Raw genomic sequence first — 19,024 nt, 5'->3', positions numbered from 1 at the left:
GAATGATCTGACGGATCAGACTGATCCGTCAGATTGATTCACCCACCCCCCCATACTTCCCTTTCAGATACTCCCTTCCGATAACCGCCTGCCCGAGCGAAAGTCCTCCATCGTTGCACGGTACGGCGGCATGGCAGAGAACCCGATACCCGGAGGCCTGCAGTTCGGTGACAAGCGTTTCGAAAAGCAGGGTATTCTGAAAAACGCCGCCGCTGAGCGCAACCGTCCGGACTCCCGAAGCAGCCGCGGCTCTGGCTGCTATTTCACAAAGCATATCGCAGAGCGTCCGGTGGAACCTGCGGCTGATCTCCGCAGGCCCCATCCCTCTCCGTACCGCATCCGCCACATTGCGCACCATCGGCGAAACAAGCATCTGCAGACGGCCCCCGAAATCCTCTATGCCGTAACCGAACCGCTCTGCGCCCACCGATCCCCCTGCCGCATGCATGAGCGCCGCAGCTGCCTGACCTTCATAGGTGACGCTGCCGGCATATCCGCTTATGGCAGCAATAACATCGAACAATCGCCCGCAGCTCGACGTTTCAGGAGAATTGATCTTTCTGTCAAGCATCTCTGCGACCGGCTCTGCAGGCAGGCCATCGAGAAACGGAAGATCGGGCACGTTCCCGAAGCTTCGATACAGATAGCCTATAGCGGCACGCCATGGCTGAAAAACGGCCGCATCGCCGCCCGGAAGCGGCATGCGTTCCAGAGAAGCGAACCGCCGGGCACCTGCGGCATCGCCGACAATCACTTCGCCGCCCCATATCGTACCGTCAATACCATAACCGGTACCGTCGAGAAGCAAACCTATTGCCGGTCCCTGTTCGCGGTTTTCGGCCAGACAGGAAGCAAGATGAGCATGATGATGCTGCACGCCCAATACCGGAATCCGCTGTTCGCAAGCCCAGCGCGTCGTAAGATAGTCCGGGTGAAGATCGCGAACAACAAGTTCGGGAACTGCGCGAAAAAGCCCCTGAAGATGCAACGCTGTCTGGCCGAAAAATCGCCATGTCTCGTAATTCTTCATATCGCCGAGATGCTGGCTGAGAATTGCGTTGCGGCCGTGAAGCAGGCAAAGCGTGTTTTTCAGCTCCCCTCCGACCGCAAGAAGCGTCGGCCCGTCGCCATCGAGCACGACCGGAGCGGGTACGAAACCCCGGCTCCTGCGTACAAGCCGCAATGCACCGGCAACATACAGGCCGACAGAATCGTCGCATCGCTGCACGATCGGCCGGTTGTGCACGAGAAACGCATCGGCAATACCCGCAAGACGAAGAAGCGCCTCCCCGTCTTCATGCAGAACCGGTTCGTCGCTGACATTCGCGCTGGTCATAACAAGCACATCCATACCATATGCCATCAGCAGCGCATGCAGCGGCGAATAAGGCAGCATCACGCCAAGACGAGCGTTTTCCGGAGCGACGGCATCATGCAGGTCGTACCCCTCGCTTTTCAGCAGAAGAACCACAGGCGCTTCAGGAGAGCGCAGCGCAGCTTCTTCGCCTTCACCAGCAAGACAGAGCCTTTTCACCGTCTCCATGTCTGAAACCATCACCGCAAACGGCTTCTCCTCCCGCTGCTTCCTCTGCCGGAGACGGCGGACAGCATCCCCGTTACGCGCATCGACGGCAAGATGAAAACCGCCGATCCCTTTTACGGCAACGATCCGACCCTGCCGCAACAGCTCTGCGGCATCCCGGATCGCATCGGAGCCGGAGAGCGGTTCGCCCGATCCGTCAAGCAGCGAAACCACGGGCCCGCATACCGGACAGGCATCCGGCTGGGCATGAAAACGCCGGTCAAGAGGATCGCGGTACTCCCTCATGCAATCCGCGCACATCACGAAACCCTTCATCGAAGTGAAAGGACGATCGTACGGAATCCTCTCGACAATCGTGTAGCGCGGACCGCAATCGGTACAGTTGATGAAAGGATAACCGTAACGTCGGTCTTCGGGATCGAACAGTTCGCTGCGGCATCTGTCGCAGAGCGCAATATCCGGAGGAATAAGCGTCTCCACCGAGCTGCCCTCTATGGAAGAATCGATGATGAATCCTCCTTCGGGTCGAACCGGAATATCCTCCGCGGAAATCGAACCGATACGGGCAAGCGGGGGAGCCTCTGCGGCAAGCGCATCGAAAAAGCGGTCAAGCTCCGTAACATCGCCCTGCACTTCGATCATCACTCCCGACACAGTGTTCCTGATGAACCCGTCGAGCCCCAGCGAAACGGCCTGCCGGTAGACGAACGGACGAAACCCGACCCCCTGCACGATCCCGCTGACGAGGATCCTTCGCCGAACTTCGCCGCCGGAAGCAGCCGCACCGTTCAGCTCTGCGAAAGCCGCTTTTCCAGCCACGACGCCCATAAATCGACTCCTTCGCCGGTTTTTGCCGACAGTTCGAACCATTCGAGGCCATGGCTGACCCGCATGGCGTTTTCGCGACAGACGGCGGAATCGAAATCCACATATGGAAGCAGATCGATCTTGTTCAGAATGCAGACATCCGCTTCATGGAACATGTACGGATACTTCAGCGGCTTGTCGTCGCCTTCGGTCACGCTGATGATGACAACCTTCAATGCCTCGCCGAGATCGAACATCGCAGGACAGACAAGATTACCGACATTTTCGATGCAGAGAAGCGAACCGTCCTGCAGCGGCAGTTGTCTTGCCGCCCGATTGATCATCTGCGCATCGAGATGGCATCCTGTACCGGTATTGATCTGGATTACCGGAACTCCGAGAGCGTCGATGCGATCGGCATCCCGGGTTGTCTGCTGATCCCCTTCTATAACCGCTACCGGCACGTTTTCCTTCAGAAGAGGAATTATTTTTTCGAGCAGCGAGGTCTTGCCGGAACCGGGCGAACTGAGAACATTCAGTGCGAGAATCCGTTTCGCCTCGAAAAAGCCCCTGTTCCTTTCTGCGAGAAGATTGTTCTGCTGAAGCACATCCTGCTCCATCTGCACCATCCTGGTCCTTCGCTCGTCATGATCGTGACCATGATGGTGGTGATGGTCGTGGTCATGGCTGCCTCCGCCCCTCTCACCGGGTTTGAGCAGCACGGCTTCACCTTCGGAACCGCATCCGCATGTATCGCACATAACGTTATTCCCCCTCTTCGATTGTAATTGACTCAATAATGAACTCGTCGCCCGAAACAACCCGCACGGCAAGCGAGCGGCACTCCGGACACTCGGCAACATGAAACGAAACCGCAAACGAAGCTCCGCAGGAAACACAAACCCCTCGTCCCTCGCGTTCCTCGATCACCAGAACGGCATCTTCGGCAAGCGTCCCCCTGGATGCAGCAGGAAAACAGAATCTCAACGCGTCAGGGACGACTCCGGCCAGTCGCCCTACGACAAGCGCAATTTCCGATATGACTCCGGAACCCTCCCGTCGCGCTCTGGCTTCCGCTGCCTCGACGATGGAGAGCGCTACCGACATTTCATGCATAACCCGCAACCGATTAACAATCGTTTCGCCACCTGATTTTTCATCATAGCAAAGCGTTTATTCCCGATCAACAAATTTTTTGTAACTTCGGAAGAATTGTTCAAATACAACAATAAAACACACGCAGATACGTTGAATAACCTTACCGGATTATGCGGCATTCCGGCAGGCGACATAACCGGTCTTCTCGACCTGGCTGAAGGTTTTAAAGAGAAGCTGGTCTCTCCCGAGCCGGTCTTTCCTCCCCTGCTGCAGAACAGGCGCATAGCGCTGGTGTTTTTCGAAAACTCGACCCGCACCCGTTTTTCATTTGAAATCGCCGCCCGTCACCTTGGAGCAGGCACCCTGAGCTTCTCGGCATCCGGCAGCAGCGTCAGCAAAGGCGAAACCCTCAGCGACACCATCAGGAATCTCGAAGCCATGAAGGTGGACGCATTCGTCCTGCGCCACGCGTCGTCGGGAGCTGCGGATTTCATTACCGGCATCACCCGTAAAAGCGTCATCAACGCCGGTGACGGAGCGCATGAGCATCCGACGCAGGCACTGCTCGACATATTCACCCTTCGCCGGCATTTCGGCGGCATTTCAGGCCTGAAGGTGGCCATTCTCGGCGACGTGCTGCACAGCAGGGTCGCCCGGTCGAATATTTTCGGCCTGCAGACGCTCGGCGCCCGCGTAGCGCTCTGCTGTCCCTCGACCCTCATACCTTCCGACGCCGACGCTCTCGGAGTCGATCTCTATACCGACATTGACCGGGCTATCGAATGGGCAGATGCAGCAATCGTGCTCCGACTCCAGCTCGAAAGGACGACAGGCGGATACATTCCTTCGCTCGAAGAATACTCCGCCCATTTCGGCCTCAACGACGAACGGCTTGAAAAAATCCGCAAGCACCTGCTCGTACTGCATCCGGGACCCATCAACCGGGAAATCGAAATATCCAACAATGTCGCAGACAGAATTCAGCCCCCCGGTTATTCGAGCAGCATGCTCCTCGAACAGGTCACAAACGGCGTGGCAGTAAGGATGGCCGTACTGCAGGCCCTGCTCGCGTCATGATGTTCGAACTCATATGCTGCAACCGAAAACAGAAAACAAACCAGATCAATAACCATGAAACCCGGATCGTTCCTCAGAAACATTTTCGCTCTCGGCATCGCGCTTTCTGCCTTCACCTCAGGCACCGCATCGGCCGAACCGCTCCTCAACCCCACGTTCAATACGCTCTTCAAACCCCTGCTCGCAGACCCGACTGAACCCAGGATCGCGGTCATGCCGAAAATCTCGGAAGACGGGCTGCAGCTCGATATCGGCACATCGGCAGACATCTATCAGAATGAGGAAAAAACCTTCGCCGTCGGCGTTGATTTCGGAACATTTTCGCTTCTCGGCACTTCAGACAACTTCAGGTTTCCGGTCGATACCATAGACTACCTGTTCGGCATCAACGCCACATGGAAAACATCTGTCGATACCGGAAGCCTTCCGTTCGACGAACTGAACGCCCGGCTTCGCCTCAGCCATATCTCCGCGCACTTCCAGGACGGACATACCGATGAAGACGGAAACTGGATCCAGGATGGCCCCTTCGATATTCCCTTCACCTACAGCAGGGAATTCATCAACCTTACCGTGGCGCTCAGCTCATCGGAAAACAACCGGGTGTATGCCGGATACCAGTACCTCTGGCACAGCATCCCCGATAACATCAGCTCCCACTCATTCCAGGCCGGAGCGGAGATTTCCACGCCATACAACACTTACCTTGCCGCCGACTTCAAGCTCCTGCCTGTATGGAAAGGCGAAGAAGATGGAGAAACCGATGGATACCGCGGCACCTGGAACCTGCAGGCCGGAATGCGCCTCACGGCCCTCGGGCTCGACCGCATAAGAATCGCGTACAACTACTTCTCAGGCATGAGCCGCCACGGCATGTACTTCTACAAACCCGAAAGCTTCAGCACGGTCGGCATGATTGTTGACCTGTAATAACGATATCGGTACCAGGAATAACGGTACGGGCTGTCCCCGATATGCTTGCCGCTTTTCTGCGCCATATTCCGGCGAATATGGCGCAGAAACTGTACTGCCTTGCGTTCCGGTAAATCCCTCCGTCCTTGCTCCTTCCGCCCGGCTTCCGTATATTCACCCGCAGGCTCACCTCCTGAAACAATCAAACCGCCGCAACCATGCGTATTGGAATAGGAATCGACGTCCATCCCTTCGCCGAAGGGCGCAAACTCGTCATCGGAGGCGTGGAAATTCCATCCTCAAAAGGCCTTGACGGCCACAGCGACGCCGACGTGCTTCTGCACGCCGTCAGCGATGCCCTGCTCGGAGCCGCAGCGCTCGGCGACATCGGCCTGCACTTTCCGAATACCAGCCCGGAATACAAGGACATCGACAGTATGATTCTTCTGGAACACGTCGGCAAACTGCTGAGAAATGAAGGGTTCGAAGCCGTCAACATCGACGCCATGCTGCTGCTCGAAGCGCCGAAAATCGCTCCCTACATCGAAGAAATGCGTCAGAACATCGCCCGCTGCCTCGACATGGAACCAGGAACGGTCTCTGTAAAAGCCACCACAAACGAAAAACTCGGCTACATCGGACGCGAAGAAGGCGCAGCGGCACACGCCGTCTGCATCATCAGGCAGTACTAAGGCCCCTATGCCCCCACCTGTCCCCTGAGTACACTCACCGGCATGTAGCGGGTCGCCTTGCGGGCAGGAGTTACAGATGAAAGTACGGCGATAAGGATACCGAAAACGATCACGATCAAGTGAGCTTCCGGGGTCTCGAAAATATTGATCCGATCGCTGCGAATAACGCCTGCCGTGCTCGCTTCGAACCGTATGAGAGAAATGAAGTGGCAAATCACATGCCCTGCAGGGCTTCCGACGACCACGCCGAAAATGCCTATTATCAATCCCTCAAGCATGAATATCCGGGTAATGCTTCCGCTCTGTACCCCCATAGAACGCAGGATGGCGATATCGCGCACCTTCTGCAGCACCACCGTCGTCATGACCGAAGAGACGCCAAGCCCGGCAACGACAAACACAAAACCGACCAGCACGAGCGTAATCGTCGCATTGCGGTTGTAGAACTCGATGACGTTGCGGTTGGTCTCGTCCCAGCTCTCGCTCCTGTACCCCGTAAGCCGGCCAACCGCAGCGGCAACCACTCCCGCGCGGCCCACGTCCGCCGTCCGAAGACCTATGCCGGTTGCGGAATTCGAGGCTATCCCCTCCATCCGCTGCGCGAGCGACAGATTCACATATGCCTCGCGCTCATCCTTCGCATTGAAGCCGCTGCTGAACCGCCCTACGACGGTAACCGGAAACTCCTCGCTGTTCTTCGTCACCAGCACGATCCGGTCGCGATACCCGACATCGAGCTTCCTGGCCAGCAGATTCCCGAGAAGAATGCCGTTCGGCGTCCAGGAAAGCTCCTCCAGGGCATTCTTATCGACAAGATTCTTTTTAAGGCCCGCAATTTCAGCCTCCAGCACGGGAACCACCCCTTTGGCGGCACAGGCCGTAAACCGGCTCTTGTTCCTCGCGATAACTCTCGAAACCACAAAAGGGGAGACGCTCACCACGCCGGGAACCCGCTCGATACGCTCCGCGACATCCGGATAATTCTTTATCAGCTCCTTCGCCTCGGTCGTCACATGCTTCCCGACCATCGACACCCTGCCCGGCGGATACCCGATAACGTTATCCGGCACCAGCGGTTCGATCCGCTCGGCATCCACCAGCACATGAGGCGCAGTATCGATCACTTTCGTCACAACGTTCGACGACGACCCGTTCGCAACCGAAATCGTGGTGACAAGCATGGCGGAACCCACAGCAACACCGAGAGCCGTCAGCGCCGTCTGGCGCTTGCGCTCCCTCAGATGCACCCAGGCTATTCTCAGATGGTCGAAAAAGGTCATGCAAAAACAGAAATCAAATTAACATAAACAGATAGTGCCTCCGAAAATGCTCCGGCGGCAATGAAAAATCCCCTAAAACATCTATCTTGACTGCCATATACATAAGGAGACGCTCCATAAATGTAAAGAAATCAGGCCGAAAACAATCTAACCCCTGCAAACAAGGAGAACAGAACCGTGAAAAAAATAGGAATCCTGACAAGCGGCGGAGACTGCGGCGGACTCAACGCCGTCCTCAAGGGAGCCGCACTGATGGCAGAATCCAATGGCCTTGAGCTATACATCATACCGAACGGCTACGCCGGGCTGTACAACCTTGTAGACCGCGGCAATCTCGTCAGGCTCGACAAGCAAAGACTCGACAGGTTCGACGCAAGTTTTGCCGGCTCCGAAGCCGGACACTCGAGGGTAAAAATCAAGGCTATCCGCAACCCCGACAAATACAACCGCATCAAGGAGGGCATGAAAAAGTTCAACCTTGACGGCCTCATCATCAGCGGCGGCGACGACTCCGGAAGCGTCATGGTCGACCTCAGCCAGCAGGGAATACACTGCATACACGCCCCAAAAACCATGGACCTCGACCTGCAGACCTACTCTGTCGGAGGCGACTCGACCATCAACCGCATCGCCCAGTTCGTCCACGACCTCAAAACCACCGGCAAAACCCACAACCGGGTACTCGTCACCGAAGTCTTCGGGCGCTATGCTGGCCATACGGCATTCAGAAGCGGCATTGCCGCCGAAGCCGACTGCATACTCATTCCCGAAATCCCCGTCGACTGGAACGTGGTCTACGAACACCTCGCAAAACGCTTCACCCGCAGGATCCGCCAGAGCGACGTGCACAGCGGAACATACACCATCGTCGTCGCTGAAGGCATGAAAAACGCCGACGGCAGCGACATCGTCGACGAATCTGCCGGCGTCGATCCGTTCGGACACAAAAAACTTGCCGGAGCCGGCAAATACACATGCCAGGAAATCCAGAAACGCATGAAAGCCGATCCCGCAATGCCGATCTTCATGAAAGAAACAGGCATGTTCGTCGAAGGGGTCTACGAAATTCCGGAAGTGCGCGAAATCCACCCCGGCCACCTCGTCCGGGCAGGCAACTCGTCGGCATACGACGTGAACTTCGGTTTCGAAGCCGGCGCTGCGGCAGTGCTGCTGCTGCTTGACGGCAAAAGCGGAGTCACGGTGTCAAAAGTCAAAGGGCGCAAAGTCGAATACATCGAATCGAGCAAAGCCATCATGCAGCGCCATGTCGATCTCGACCAGGTGGCACTCTACGAATCCCTCGGCGTCTGTTTCGGCCGCACTCCGGCAGCATATGAACCGATTCTGAGAGAAATGGACGGGGTCTACGAAAGAATATACTGATCCGCAGAGTGGAACGGTCGGAAAACGGCGGTTCAGAGCGGACGATCCGTTCTCAGGGTAAATGACAAAAGCAGAACGGCAGGAATAACCCTGCCGTTCTGCTTTTATACCCGATACCGGTGTGCCGGATGGAATAAGTTGCCGATTCGCTTACTTGCGTTTCTTCTTATGCCCGGTAAAAAACGACTCCTCATTGCGGAAACCGCTTTTTGCCTTCGGTTTAGGCTTGCGCGCCGAACCTGAAGAATAGTGCTCGCGCTCATCCATTTTCGTAAGGCGAAGCTGTCGTCCGCAAACGCGAACCTTGCGGAGCTCGTGAAAAACATCGTTCGGCATGCCCGCAGGAAGCTCAACCGTGCTGAAGGAATCGTTGATCGAAATACGCCCTATCGATTCGGGATCGAGGCCGATTTCATTGATGATCGCGCCCAGAATATTGCCGGCTTTCACGCCATGCTCGCTGCCGACTTCAAGTCGATAAGTCTCGCGCGACTCATCGGCATAGAGTCCATCCTGCTTCGGCTTCCTCAAAGCGCCCCGCTCTTTCCCGGAATGCTCCCTGCTCTCGGAACGCTGCGCCCTTTCCGGTTTTGCCGAAAGAAGAAGAGGTGTCTCGCCCTGGAAAAGCGATGCAAGCGCAGCTGCCGCCTCTATTTCCGCAACGTCGTGCTCACGACAGTACTGTTCGACAAGACGGGTATAAAACTCCAGATCTTCTGCGGCAATGGTATCGGTTATGCGCTGCTTGAACTTCGCTATACGCTTGTCGTTGATGATCTCCGTAGAAGGAAGCTCCATCAGTTCGATCCGCTTGCGTGTAGCCTTTTCGATTGCATAGAGCATATTTTTTTCTCTCGGTGAAACGAACAGAATGGCCTCGCCGCTCCTGCCCGCACGTCCGGTTCTGCCTATACGATGGACATACGACTCGGTATCGGAAGGAATATCGTAGTTGATGACATGGCTGATGCGTTCGACATCGAGACCTCGAGCCGCCACATCGGTCGCGATGACGATATTCAGCGAACCGTCCTTGAGCTGATCGACGGTGCGCTCGCGGTGATTCTGAGCCATATCGCCGTTGAGCGCCGCCGCCGCGTAGCCCCTTGCCTGCAGCTTTTCGGCAAGCTCCAGCGTCATGGTCTTGGTTCGTACGAATATGAGCATTCCCTCGAATTGTTCGACTTCGAGAATGCGGGTAAGCACATCGAGCTTGTGGCTGCCGCCGACAATCCAGTAACGCTGGCGGATCGTCTCTACCGTGGTGGTTTTTGCCTGAATGGTGATTTCTGCCGGACTCTTCAGATGCTTCTGGGCAATCCGGCGGATCGGTGTCGGCATGGTTGCCGAAAAGAGAGCGACCTGACGATTTTCAGGCGTCTGGTCCAGAATCCACTCGACATCGTCGATAAATCCCATGCGAAGCATCTCGTCAGCCTCGTCGAGCACCAGACACTGCAGGCCATCAAGCGAAAGAGAACCACGGCGCATATGATCCATGACGCGCCCGGGAGTGCCTACAACAACGTGTACTCCGCGCTTCAGCATGCGAAGCTGGGTACCATAATCCTGTCCGCCGTAGATCGGCACAACATGAAACCCTTTCAGGTATTCAGCGTACCGGTGAAACGCCTCGGCAACCTGGATGGCAAGCTCCCTGGTGGGAGTCAGCACCAGCGCCTGGGGCTCCGGCTTTGAAAGCACGATATTCGACAGCACCGGAAGGGCGAATGCCGCGGTTTTACCGGTACCGGTCTGCGCCTGGCCGAGCACGTCCCGCCCGTCGAGCAGCAATGGAATGGTCTGAGCCTGAATAGGCGTCGGCTTCTCGTAGCCTACCTCTTCAAGCGCCCTGAGCAGCGGCTCTGCCAGCTGCAGCTCATTGAAATGCGATACGGGGACTTTTTCTTCAATCATACGTTTTCTTTCCTCTGATAAGAATGTTGACAATGCTTAAAGCACTCACTGATGCGGCAACAATGCAGGAAAGGGTATAATCTGAAGGAGAGTTTCACCCGGCAGGAAAACATCCCTGCACACAGGCAGACACCATTACAGTCTGCAGAACAACAGGACACCTGAACTTTCTCGGCATCTTCACCACGAGGTAATATGCGGAACTTCAATGTATGAATAAATCCGCTCAATAACGAAAGCATTTTCAACTTCGGCACACAATACCGTACTCACGGACGTTTATACTTCGAGACTTCCTACATAGTTGAGGTATTCCGGAGCATCCGGAGCGGAAAACCAGGTTTCGAGGGATTCGGCTATGCGCTGGCTGATGTCGGGGTAGACGAAATTCATGGTGCCAATCTGGATGGCCCCGGCTCCTACGAGAAGGAACTCCATGGCATCTTCGAAGCTTGCAATGCCGCCCATACCGACAACCGGGATTCTGACGGCATTGAATACTTCCCAGACCTTTGCGAGGGCTACGGGCTTGATCGCCGGACCGGAGAGACCGCCGGTGACGTTTTTGAGAAGGGGCTTGCGGGTTCTGTAGTCGACCGCCATGCCGACAAGGGTATTGATAAGTGACACTGAATCGGCGCCGGCTTCTTCGGCGGCAAGCGCTATGGAGCTGATAGAGGTGACGTTCGGAGTGAGCTTGATCATGAGGTGGCGACTGGTGACCTTCCGCAGTTCGCTGACGATTTCGTACGTGGCATCGCGGCTGACGCCCATAATCATGCATTCGCCCTTGACGTTCGGGCAGGAAAGATTGATTTCATAGCCGTGGAGCCCGGGAACGCCATCGAGCCGCGATACCACTTCGCAGTAGTCGTCGATCGAACGGCCGGCTATGTTGACGATAACCGAGGTGCCGATGTTTCGCAGGAAGGGAACTTTTTCGGCGATGAACCTTTCCAGGCCTACATTTGCAAGACCGATGGCGTTAACCATACCGGAAGGAGTCTCGGCTATGCGCTGGGGCTGGTTACCCGTACGGGGCTCGAGGGAGATCGCCTTGGTGACGATCCCCCCGATTTTCGTCAGGTCGCACAGGGAGCTCAGCTCTTCGCCATAGGACACGGTGCCAGAGGCAAGCAGTACCGGTGAACGAAGGTCGAGCCCGCGACCAAGCGATATGGCGGCAGCGGGCTTTTTGCCGGATGTTGTGGCTTCGTTGCTCATACGCGGTCTTTGACGGTTCAGTTCTTCTCCCTGTTCAGATAATATGTCTCCGCGTACTCCCTGACCATCCGGTGCGTGTTGTATACCGGAGCGATGGTTGCGATGGCGTTGCGGATTTTTTTCAGCCAATTGTACGGCAGATTGCTTTCGTCGCGCTCGTAGAAGGTCGGAATGATCTGGTTTTCGAGAACATCGTAAAGCTTGTCTGCGTCGAAACGGTCCTGTTCCTCATAGTTTTCGAACACTTCACCGTTGCCGATCGACCAGCCGTTTTCTCCGTTGTACGCTTCCGGCCACCAGCCGTCGAGTACGCTGAAATTGAGTCCTCCGTTAAGTACGGTTTTTTCGCCCGAGGTACCGCTTGCTTCCATCGGCCTGACCGGGTTGTTGAGCCAGACGTCGACGCCCGAAACCATTCGCTTTGCCACGCCGAGGTTATAGTTTTCAAGAAAGATGATCTTTCCTGCGAACTGCGGCCTGCGCGAGTGCTCGACAATCTGGCGGATGTACTCCTTGCCGGCGTCGTCGTGCGGATGCGCCTTGCCGGCGAAAATGATCTGCACCGGCATGGTGGGATGGTTGATGATGCGGTTGAGCCGGTCGAGGTCCCTGAAAATGAGCGGCGCTCTCTTGTAGGTTGCAAACCTGCGCGCGAACCCGATGGTAAGCACGTCGGGCGAAAGCGTGTTTTTGGCAAGCCTCGACGAATCGTACTCGGGGTACATCGAATAGGTGTGCTGATGAAAGAGCTGGTTGGCCAGGTAACGATGAATGAAGTCGATGAGATTGCGCTTCAGATGATATCGCAGGGACCAGAGGTCTTCGTTGCTGACGCGGGCGAGAACCTCTTCGGCAGCCTCCTGCGAGCTGCAGAGGGTGTCGATGCTCCGGGTGAACCGGCGCCAGAAGCGGTCGGTCGTCGGAGTGGCCCAGCTTTGGGCATGCACGCCGTTGGTTATATGGCCGATCGGCACTTCGTCTTCCGATTCGACGCCATAGAGGGTTTTCCACATCTGCCGGGATACTTCCCCGTGCAGTCGGGAAACGCCGTTGGCCGCTCTCGAGAAGTTGAGCGCAAGAACGGTCATGGTAAAGAGCCCGTGAGGGTTTTTCGCATCTTCGGATCCGAGCAGCATCATCTCATCGAAACTGATGCCGCATTCCCTGATATAGTGATCGAAGGTGTAGTGCATCATATCGCGCGAGAAGCGGTCGTGACCGGCAGGCACCGGCGTGTGCGTGGTGAAGACGCAGCGATTTTTGACCTTCAGGCGGGCCTGTTCGATCGGAGTGCCGGCGGCAAGCTCCCTGGAGAGCAGTTCGAGCGTCAGAAATGCCGAGTGTCCTTCGTTCATGTGATAGACCGCAGGGTTGATGCCGAGCGCGTCGAGCAGCTTGACCCCGCCGATGCCGAGCACGATTTCCTGGTTGATTCGCATGTTCTGGTCGCCGCCGTAAACCCTGCAGCAGATGTCGCGGTAGTGCGATTCGTTTGCAGGAATGTTGGTGTCGAGCAGATAGAGCGTGGCCCGGCCAACCTTGAGCCTCCATGCCTGCGCGAAAACTTCGCTCTGGGCGATGCTGACGGAAATGATGAGATCCTTGCCGTCCGGACCGGTAACCTTTTCGATCGGCAGGCTTTCAGGATATTGCAGCGGGTAATCCTCGAGCTGCCAGCCGTCATGGTTGAGGTACTGGCGGAAGTACCCTTCCTTGTAGAAAAGCGTGATTCCTACAAAGTTGATGCCGAGGTCGCTGGCGGATTTGATGTGGTCTCCGGCCAGCACGCCGAGCCCTCCCGAGTAGATCCTGACACTTTCGTGAATACCGAATTCGGCGCAGAAGTAGGCAACGGGATTTTCGACGAGTTCGGGAGTATTCCTTGCAGCCCAGGTGTCGGTTTCGGCCATGTAACTGCGGAAACGCGCAGCGACCCGTTCGGTTTTCTCGCCGAGGTCGCAATGAAAGCGCGCCTGCAGTTCGTCGTTCGATATATGGCGGAGCAGTTCGATTGGGTTGTGGTTGACCCTCTCCCACAGTATGGGCGAAAGTTCCCTGAATATTTCTTTGGCTTCAGTATCCCAAGACCACCAGAGGTTTCTTGTGAGTTCCTTGCAGGAGGATACGGTTTTGCGCATGGCTTCGATTTTGTAGTAATGGATTGCGAATGGGTTCCGGGTACGTCTCAGGAAAACCTGTTTTGTTTTTCTTCACGGCGTTCCGGAACTGATGTATTGAAAAAAATATGGCTTAATTTAGTCTTTTAGTCTGTAAAACCGCAATCCGCATGATGTGATTCACAAAAGAGTAACTGTAGCGCATATTTCGGACATTCATCTTGCCGGAAAAAACGACCGCCGAACGATATCCATGCTTGGAAGAATGCTGGATCATTTTTCGGCGATCGGGATCGATCATCTTGTCATTACCGGCGATCTTTGCGATGCGGCCACACCCGATGACTGGTCGGTGATCCGAAATGTGCTGAAGGAGCACGGGTTCTGGAGCTGGGAGCGGACGACGCTGCTTCCGGGCAATCATGACCTGATCAATCTGGAAGAGGAGATGCGCATCTACAATGCGCTTAACCCCTTTCCCGGAAGCCGCCGGAAAGCTCTGCGGGAGCGCGTTGCCGCGTTCTGTTCCATGTTCGGCGAATTGATGAACGACGATCCGGAAATACCCGCAAGGTTTCCCTTTGTGAAGGTGCTCCGTTTTTCCCCGCTGAACATAGGATTCGTCGCGGTGGATTCGGTCTGGCCGTGGCACCGTTCGGACAATCCCCTCGGCGCGCGGGGTCTGGTTGATCCTTCGCAGCTGCGTGCCCTCTCGCAGCCCGAAGTGGCCGATGCCCTGAGGGAGAGCTTCGTAATCGGGCTCTGCCATCATGCCCTGAAAGTATATGGAACGATGTCGCCTGTCGATCAGGCTTTCGACTGGACCATGGAGCTGATAAACCGTAACGACTATGTTTCCGTAATGAAGGCCCTTCACGCAAACGTTGTGCTCCACGGTCATTTTCATCGATTCCAGTCATACGAAATGGAGGGAATCACGGTGGTGAACGGAGGGAGTTTCCGATATCTCCCCTACCGTTACAGCGAGATGACGATCGGCGAGGGGGGAGAGTTTTCCCGGCAGTTTGTCGATCTGCCCCCGACTCGAAAATGAAGAAGCTGCCCTGTCAGGGCAGCTTCAGAAGACCTTCTGTTGTCCTTTTTCAGCCCTGTCCGCGACGGGCAAGCTGTCGATCCATCATGATGAGCGCATGGCCTTTTTCGCCGGCCATCCTGAGGGTTTCCAGAATTTCCGAAGCGGCGGCTTCTTCTTCGACCTGTTCCTCTATGAACCAGTGCAGCATCACCTGTGCGGCATAGTCCTTCTCTTCGAGCGCGATTTCGTAAAGGCTGTTGATAAGCGAAGTGATTTTACGCTCATGGCCGAGCACCTGCTCGAAAAGCGCTACCGGAGACCTGAAATCGGCATCAGGCTGCCCGATGGCAAGCAGCTCCACGCGTCCGCCGCGCTCGTTGACAAATTTGTAGAGCTTCATCGCATGGCCCATCTCTTCCCTGGTCTGCAGCTTGAGCCAGTTTGCGAAGCCTGGCAGGTTCTCTGATTCGGCATATGCCGCCATCGACAGATAGAGGTACGATGATGCGAATTCGTGGTTTATCTGTTCATTGAGCGCTTTTTCAAGTTTTTTGCTGAGCATTCGGGTTCTCCCTGGTTGGTTGCTGATATAATTATTAAATACTTATAGATAAGCACATCGGCATGAAACGCCCCTGCGGGATTCATCGTTTCCGGTAACCGGTTTATTCAACAGGCAATGCCGTTTTCCCGCATATAGGAGCGGATTCTCTCGGCATGGTCGCGGTCTTCCTGATTGAGCTGCCTGAAAATCGATGCGGCGGGAGAAGGGTCCGGAGTGTCGAGAAAATCCTGAAAATGCGCTTCGCCAACCGAAAGTTCGAGATCGAGCGCGGTTCTGAACGCATCTTCCCTTGAGGGCGAGGCCTTTGCGAATGTTTCGAGCAGACCGAGAATACGGGCGTTTGCCTCGAAAAGCATCTGAAGATCGGCAGCGAGCAGATTATCCGGAAAAAATTCCGTCGGCTGCGGCTGCTTTTTTTCCTGCTGCAGAAGAGATGCGTGACCGCGTTCTTCCATGGCGAGCTGCCACCAGAAATCTTCGTCGTCTGGGAACAGGTCGTTGAAAAGCGTGTAAAGCCTGGCAAGGTTAAGTTCAAGTTTTATCGATTCCTCAAGATGCTCGATCATTGAAGCGGCCATGGTGTCGGTATTTTGGGTGGTTGCAAACTGCAGAATAATAATATACGAAAGAAGGCGGAAGATGGGAAGAGGAGGGAGTATCGCGCTCTGCGCGGGAGAATCGGAATTGCTCTTTCGGTAAGCCTTGCGGGTAATTTTTTTGACGGCTGGATGGCTGGATAGCTGGAGTGGAATAGGGGTCCGTCGGAAACTGAAACCCATAAATAGGGGGGGGCCATACCCGGGTTTGCACCCCGGGCTACCGATATTTCGCCCCTATGAGGCTGAAGACCCGGATCCGGCCTACGGCTCACTGCCCACAGTTCACGTTCCACGATTTTCATCTGTGAAAATCCGATTTCAATCAGCGGGAACCGCGTTCTTCAATCTTATGGCTGAATGGCGATAAAGCATAATCCATAGAGCTTAACCCAATCCCGCTCCTCTTCCATCTGTGCTCATCCGTGTCAATCCGTGGGCAAATCTTTTATTCTTTTGGTTGGATGGCGTGAGGGGAAAGGAGTTTGTCGGGAACGAAAACCCATTGGGGGGCCGTCCCCGGGTTGCACCCCGGGCTACCGATATGCCGCCCCTACGGGGCTGGGGATTGGGGAGTATCGGATAGGAGTATCGCGCTCACGTACGGCATAAGTGTTTTCTTATCCTCTTTTATTTACGCTTATTTTTTGCCGAACCTTTTGATATGACGTAATATGGGAGGTATAAAGGTCTTTTTATCTGGCTGGTTTGATTTCCCGGATTCTTTTTCTGTAAATTCGGTTTTGCTGATCCGGCAGTCCGGAGCATGCGCGTGTGACGCGTTACCTTTTTTCAATCAGTTTTTTTTTCATGGCAGGTTCAACAGAAGGCGGCGAATCGTCTCATTTATCCGGCGACTCGAGTTTTAAAGGCCTTGCGACGCTCTCTCTTGCGGCTCTCGGAGTGGTATTCGGCGATATCGGTACCAGTCCGCTTTATGCCATCCGGGAGTGCTTTCACGGCGACTACGGCATTCCGGTCTCTCACGATAACGTACTTGGAGTGCTTTCGCTGCTGTTCTGGGCACTGATTCTTATCGTTACCCTCAAGTACCTCACCTTTATCATGAGAGCAGATAACGAGGGGGAAGGCGGAATTCTCTCACTCACCGCGCTTATCATCGGCCACTGCAAAAAAAACCGGCATGAACGATGGCTTCTCGTAAGTATTGGTCTTTTCGGCACTTCTGTGCTGCTTGGAGAAGCAATGATAACACCGGCAATATCGGTTCTGAGCGCGGTTGAAGGGCTCCAGATCATTGCGCCCGGGGCCTCGGATCTGGTTATTCCCGTAACGGTCGGCATTCTGGCGCTGCTGTTCTTTTTTCAGCATAACGGAACCGCAAGGCTGGGATCTCTTTTCGGGCCGATTATTCTGCTGTGGTTCACCTGCATCGGCATACTCGGTTTTATAGAAATCATACGCTTTCCTGAAATTCTCAAAGCGGTTAATCCCGCTTACGGCATCGCATTCCTGCTCAACAACAGCATGCACGGCTTTCTTGTCCTCGGAGCGGTTTTTCTTGCCGTAACGGGCGCCGAAGCGCTCTATGCCGATATGGGCCATTTCGGGCGGCGCCCGATAAGACTTACCTGGGCGCTGTTCGTGCTTCCGGCCTTGCTGCTGAACTATTTCGGGCAGGGCGCCTTCCTGCTGGAGTCGCCGCACGGTTCACATCATCCTTTCTATGCGCTCGTTCCTTCATGGGCGCTCATCCCGATGGTGATACTTGCCACGATGGCCACCGTTATCGCTTCGCAGGCGCTTATTACCGGCGTCTACTCCATAACCCAGCAGGCTATCCAGCTTGGTTATCTCCCGCGCCTGACGGTAAAGCACACGTCGGCCAGCCACATGGGCCAGATCTACGTACCAGCGTCGAACTGGGGGCTGATGATTGCCACCATCGGACTGGTTGTCGGTTTCGGATCGTCAAGCAAGCTCGCTGCTGCATACGGCGCTTCGATGACCACGACCATGCTCATTTCGACAATTCTGTTCTTTTTTGTCGCAAGGGATCTCTGGAAGTGGAACAGAACCGCGGTTATCGTGCTGGTGAGCTTTTTTGCCCTTATTGATCTTTCATTCTTTGCTGCAAGCATGTCCAAGCTGTTTCACGGAGCATGGTTCCCTCTTGTCATAGGATTGCTGGCATTTACACTGATGAATACCTGGAAGCAGGGCAGAAGCCTGATGCTGAAGCAGCTGAAGGACAGAACGCTGACGGTCGAGGAATTCTCCGAGAGCCTCGCCCTGCAGCAGCCCCAGCGGGTTGCCGGTCAGGCGGTTTATCTGACGGCCAATCCCGATATCATTCCCGTAGCGATGCTGCATAATATGCGGCACAATAAAATCCTGCATTCGGAAGTGGCGTTGTTCCATTTCACCACCGAACGGGTGCCGAGGGTGCCGAACAGCCGGAAGGTGGAGGTCGTCAAATGCGGCGACGGCATCTACAAAGTTATCGCGCGCTACGGGTTCATGGAATCGCCGAGCATCCGGCAGGTGTTTTCGCTCGCACACCACAAGGGTTTCCATTTCAGGTTCGAAGCGACCAGCTTTTTCCTCAGCCGCGAGAAAATCGTGACCGGTCTGAAATCAAGAATGAGTTCGTGGCGCAAAAAGCTCTATGCGCTCATGATGCGCAATGCCATCAGCGCGACGGGCTATTACGACATTCCTTCCGGTCAGGTGATCGAAATCGGCATGCAGGTGCAGATATAATCGGTTGGAGGACTCGGTGATCGTTTTTTTTTCGTGCCCTCTCCGCTCAGGCC

General features: G+C 55.3%; 15 protein-coding genes. 6 read left to right on the top strand and 9 right to left on the bottom strand.

Features of this window, described 5'->3' with window-relative positions; all coding sequences use genetic code 11:
* Positions 1-28: 28 nt before the first annotated feature.
* The 3 genes from hypF to hypA are packed head-to-tail and all read right to left on the bottom strand — an operon-like array spanning position 29 to position 3,466.
* The gene (gene hypF, locus K4305_RS08385) at positions 29-2,371 is read right to left on the bottom strand and encodes a carbamoyltransferase HypF (protein WP_331561966.1); all 2,343 of its coding nucleotides are present in this window, start codon (positions 2,369-2,371) and stop codon (positions 29-31) included.
* Positions 2,332-3,111, bottom strand: a complete 780-nt coding sequence (gene hypB, locus K4305_RS08380; RefSeq protein ID WP_331561965.1) for a hydrogenase nickel incorporation protein HypB — start codon at positions 3,109-3,111, stop codon at positions 2,332-2,334. Before hypB ends, hypF begins: the two co-directional genes overlap by 40 nt.
* Before the next feature lie 4 nt (positions 3,112-3,115).
* Positions 3,116-3,466: a hydrogenase maturation nickel metallochaperone HypA gene (hypA, locus tag K4305_RS08375; RefSeq protein WP_331561964.1), complete on the bottom strand. Its 351-nt coding sequence runs from the start codon at positions 3,464-3,466 to the stop codon at positions 3,116-3,118.
* A gap of 132 nt (positions 3,467-3,598) precedes the next feature.
* On the opposite strand from hypA, the gene K4305_RS08370 reads away from it, so the two are divergent.
* From K4305_RS08370 to ispF, 3 genes are all read left to right on the top strand, one after another.
* The gene (locus K4305_RS08370) at positions 3,599-4,525 is read left to right on the top strand and encodes an aspartate carbamoyltransferase catalytic subunit (RefSeq protein WP_331561963.1); all 927 of its coding nucleotides are present in this window, start codon (positions 3,599-3,601) and stop codon (positions 4,523-4,525) included.
* Between the two features lie 54 nt (positions 4,526-4,579).
* On the top strand, positions 4,580-5,455 hold the full coding sequence (locus tag K4305_RS08365) for a DUF1207 domain-containing protein (RefSeq protein ID WP_331561962.1): 876 nt from the start codon (positions 4,580-4,582) through the stop codon (positions 5,453-5,455).
* A 200-nt stretch (positions 5,456-5,655) separates the two neighbouring features.
* On the top strand, positions 5,656-6,129 hold the full coding sequence (gene ispF, locus K4305_RS08360; RefSeq protein ID WP_331561961.1) for a 2-C-methyl-D-erythritol 2,4-cyclodiphosphate synthase: 474 nt from the start codon (positions 5,656-5,658) through the stop codon (positions 6,127-6,129).
* A gap of 5 nt (positions 6,130-6,134) precedes the next feature.
* On the opposite strand, the gene K4305_RS08355 is transcribed toward ispF, so the two are convergent.
* The gene (locus K4305_RS08355; protein ID WP_331561960.1) at positions 6,135-7,409 is read right to left on the bottom strand and encodes an ABC transporter permease; all 1,275 of its coding nucleotides are present in this window, start codon (positions 7,407-7,409) and stop codon (positions 6,135-6,137) included.
* A 177-nt stretch (positions 7,410-7,586) separates the two neighbouring features.
* On the opposite strand from K4305_RS08355, the gene K4305_RS08350 reads away from it, so the two are divergent.
* On the top strand, positions 7,587-8,792 hold the full coding sequence (locus K4305_RS08350) for a 6-phosphofructokinase (RefSeq protein ID WP_331561959.1): 1,206 nt from the start codon (positions 7,587-7,589) through the stop codon (positions 8,790-8,792).
* A 150-nt stretch (positions 8,793-8,942) separates the two neighbouring features.
* Here the strand turns inward: K4305_RS08350 and K4305_RS08345 are convergent, their stop codons facing one another.
* The 3 genes from K4305_RS08345 to glgP all read right to left on the bottom strand — a co-directional run bounded on the left by K4305_RS08345 (position 8,943) and on the right by glgP (position 14,071).
* Entirely contained in the window at positions 8,943-10,709 is a 1,767-nt protein-coding gene (locus tag K4305_RS08345; RefSeq protein ID WP_331561958.1) for a DEAD/DEAH box helicase, read from the bottom strand.
* A 279-nt stretch (positions 10,710-10,988) separates the two neighbouring features.
* The gene (locus K4305_RS08340; RefSeq protein WP_331561957.1) at positions 10,989-11,933 is read right to left on the bottom strand and encodes a dihydroorotate dehydrogenase; all 945 of its coding nucleotides are present in this window, start codon (positions 11,931-11,933) and stop codon (positions 10,989-10,991) included.
* Between the two features lie 17 nt (positions 11,934-11,950).
* Entirely contained in the window at positions 11,951-14,071 is a 2,121-nt protein-coding gene (gene glgP / locus K4305_RS08335; RefSeq protein ID WP_331561956.1) for an alpha-glucan family phosphorylase, read from the bottom strand.
* Between the two features lie 154 nt (positions 14,072-14,225).
* Between glgP and K4305_RS08330 the strand changes: the two genes are divergently transcribed.
* Positions 14,226-15,104: a metallophosphoesterase family protein gene (locus K4305_RS08330; protein ID WP_331561955.1), complete on the top strand. Its 879-nt coding sequence runs from the start codon at positions 14,226-14,228 to the stop codon at positions 15,102-15,104.
* A gap of 49 nt (positions 15,105-15,153) precedes the next feature.
* Here K4305_RS08330 and K4305_RS08325 read toward each other — a convergent pair whose 3' ends face one another.
* Positions 15,154-15,648 (bottom strand): ferritin, encoded by a 495-nt coding sequence (locus K4305_RS08325; protein WP_331561954.1) that lies wholly within the window; start codon positions 15,646-15,648, stop codon positions 15,154-15,156.
* A 107-nt stretch (positions 15,649-15,755) separates the two neighbouring features.
* Positions 15,756-16,229, bottom strand: coding sequence for a rubrerythrin family protein (locus K4305_RS08320; protein WP_331561953.1), 474 nt, complete (start codon positions 16,227-16,229; stop codon positions 15,756-15,758).
* 828 nt (positions 16,230-17,057) lie between these two features.
* Here K4305_RS08320 and K4305_RS08315 point away from each other — a divergent pair.
* Positions 17,058-18,971, top strand: coding sequence for a potassium transporter Kup (locus K4305_RS08315; RefSeq protein ID WP_331561952.1), 1,914 nt, complete (start codon positions 17,058-17,060; stop codon positions 18,969-18,971).
* The last annotated feature ends 53 nt before the right edge of the window (positions 18,972-19,024 follow it).

Origin of the sequence: Chlorobium sp., assembly GCF_036528655.1 — a bacterium.
GTDB lineage: Bacteria > Bacteroidota > Chlorobiia > Chlorobiales > Chlorobiaceae > Chlorobium.
The sequence above is the reverse complement of the archived record's forward strand: the minus strand, read 5'-3'. Positions and strand labels throughout refer to the sequence as shown.

Coding starts and splice junctions, on each gene's coding strand:
- K4305_RS08365 (WP_331561962.1), top strand. CDS start 4,580: ATGAAACCCGGATCGTTCCTCAGAAACATTTTCGCTCTCGGCATCGCG.
- K4305_RS08315 (WP_331561952.1), top strand. CDS start 17,058: ATGGCAGGTTCAACAGAAGGCGGCGAATCGTCTCATTTATCCGGCGAC.
- hypA (WP_331561964.1), bottom strand. CDS start 3,466: ATGCATGAAATGTCGGTAGCGCTCTCCATCGTCGAGGCAGCGGAAGCC.
- hypB (WP_331561965.1), bottom strand. CDS start 3,111: ATGTGCGATACATGCGGATGCGGTTCCGAAGGTGAAGCCGTGCTGCTC.
- glgP (WP_331561956.1), bottom strand. CDS start 14,071: ATGCGCAAAACCGTATCCTCCTGCAAGGAACTCACAAGAAACCTCTGG.
- hypF (WP_331561966.1), bottom strand. CDS start 2,371: ATGGGCGTCGTGGCTGGAAAAGCGGCTTTCGCAGAGCTGAACGGTGCG.
- ispF (WP_331561961.1), top strand. CDS start 5,656: ATGCGTATTGGAATAGGAATCGACGTCCATCCCTTCGCCGAAGGGCGC.
- K4305_RS08340 (WP_331561957.1), bottom strand. CDS start 11,933: ATGAGCAACGAAGCCACAACATCCGGCAAAAAGCCCGCTGCCGCCATA.
- K4305_RS08345 (WP_331561958.1), bottom strand. CDS start 10,709: ATGATTGAAGAAAAAGTCCCCGTATCGCATTTCAATGAGCTGCAGCTG.
- K4305_RS08355 (WP_331561960.1), bottom strand. CDS start 7,409: ATGACCTTTTTCGACCATCTGAGAATAGCCTGGGTGCATCTGAGGGAG.
- K4305_RS08325 (WP_331561954.1), bottom strand. CDS start 15,648: ATGCTCAGCAAAAAACTTGAAAAAGCGCTCAATGAACAGATAAACCAC.
- K4305_RS08320 (WP_331561953.1), bottom strand. CDS start 16,229: ATGGCCGCTTCAATGATCGAGCATCTTGAGGAATCGATAAAACTTGAA.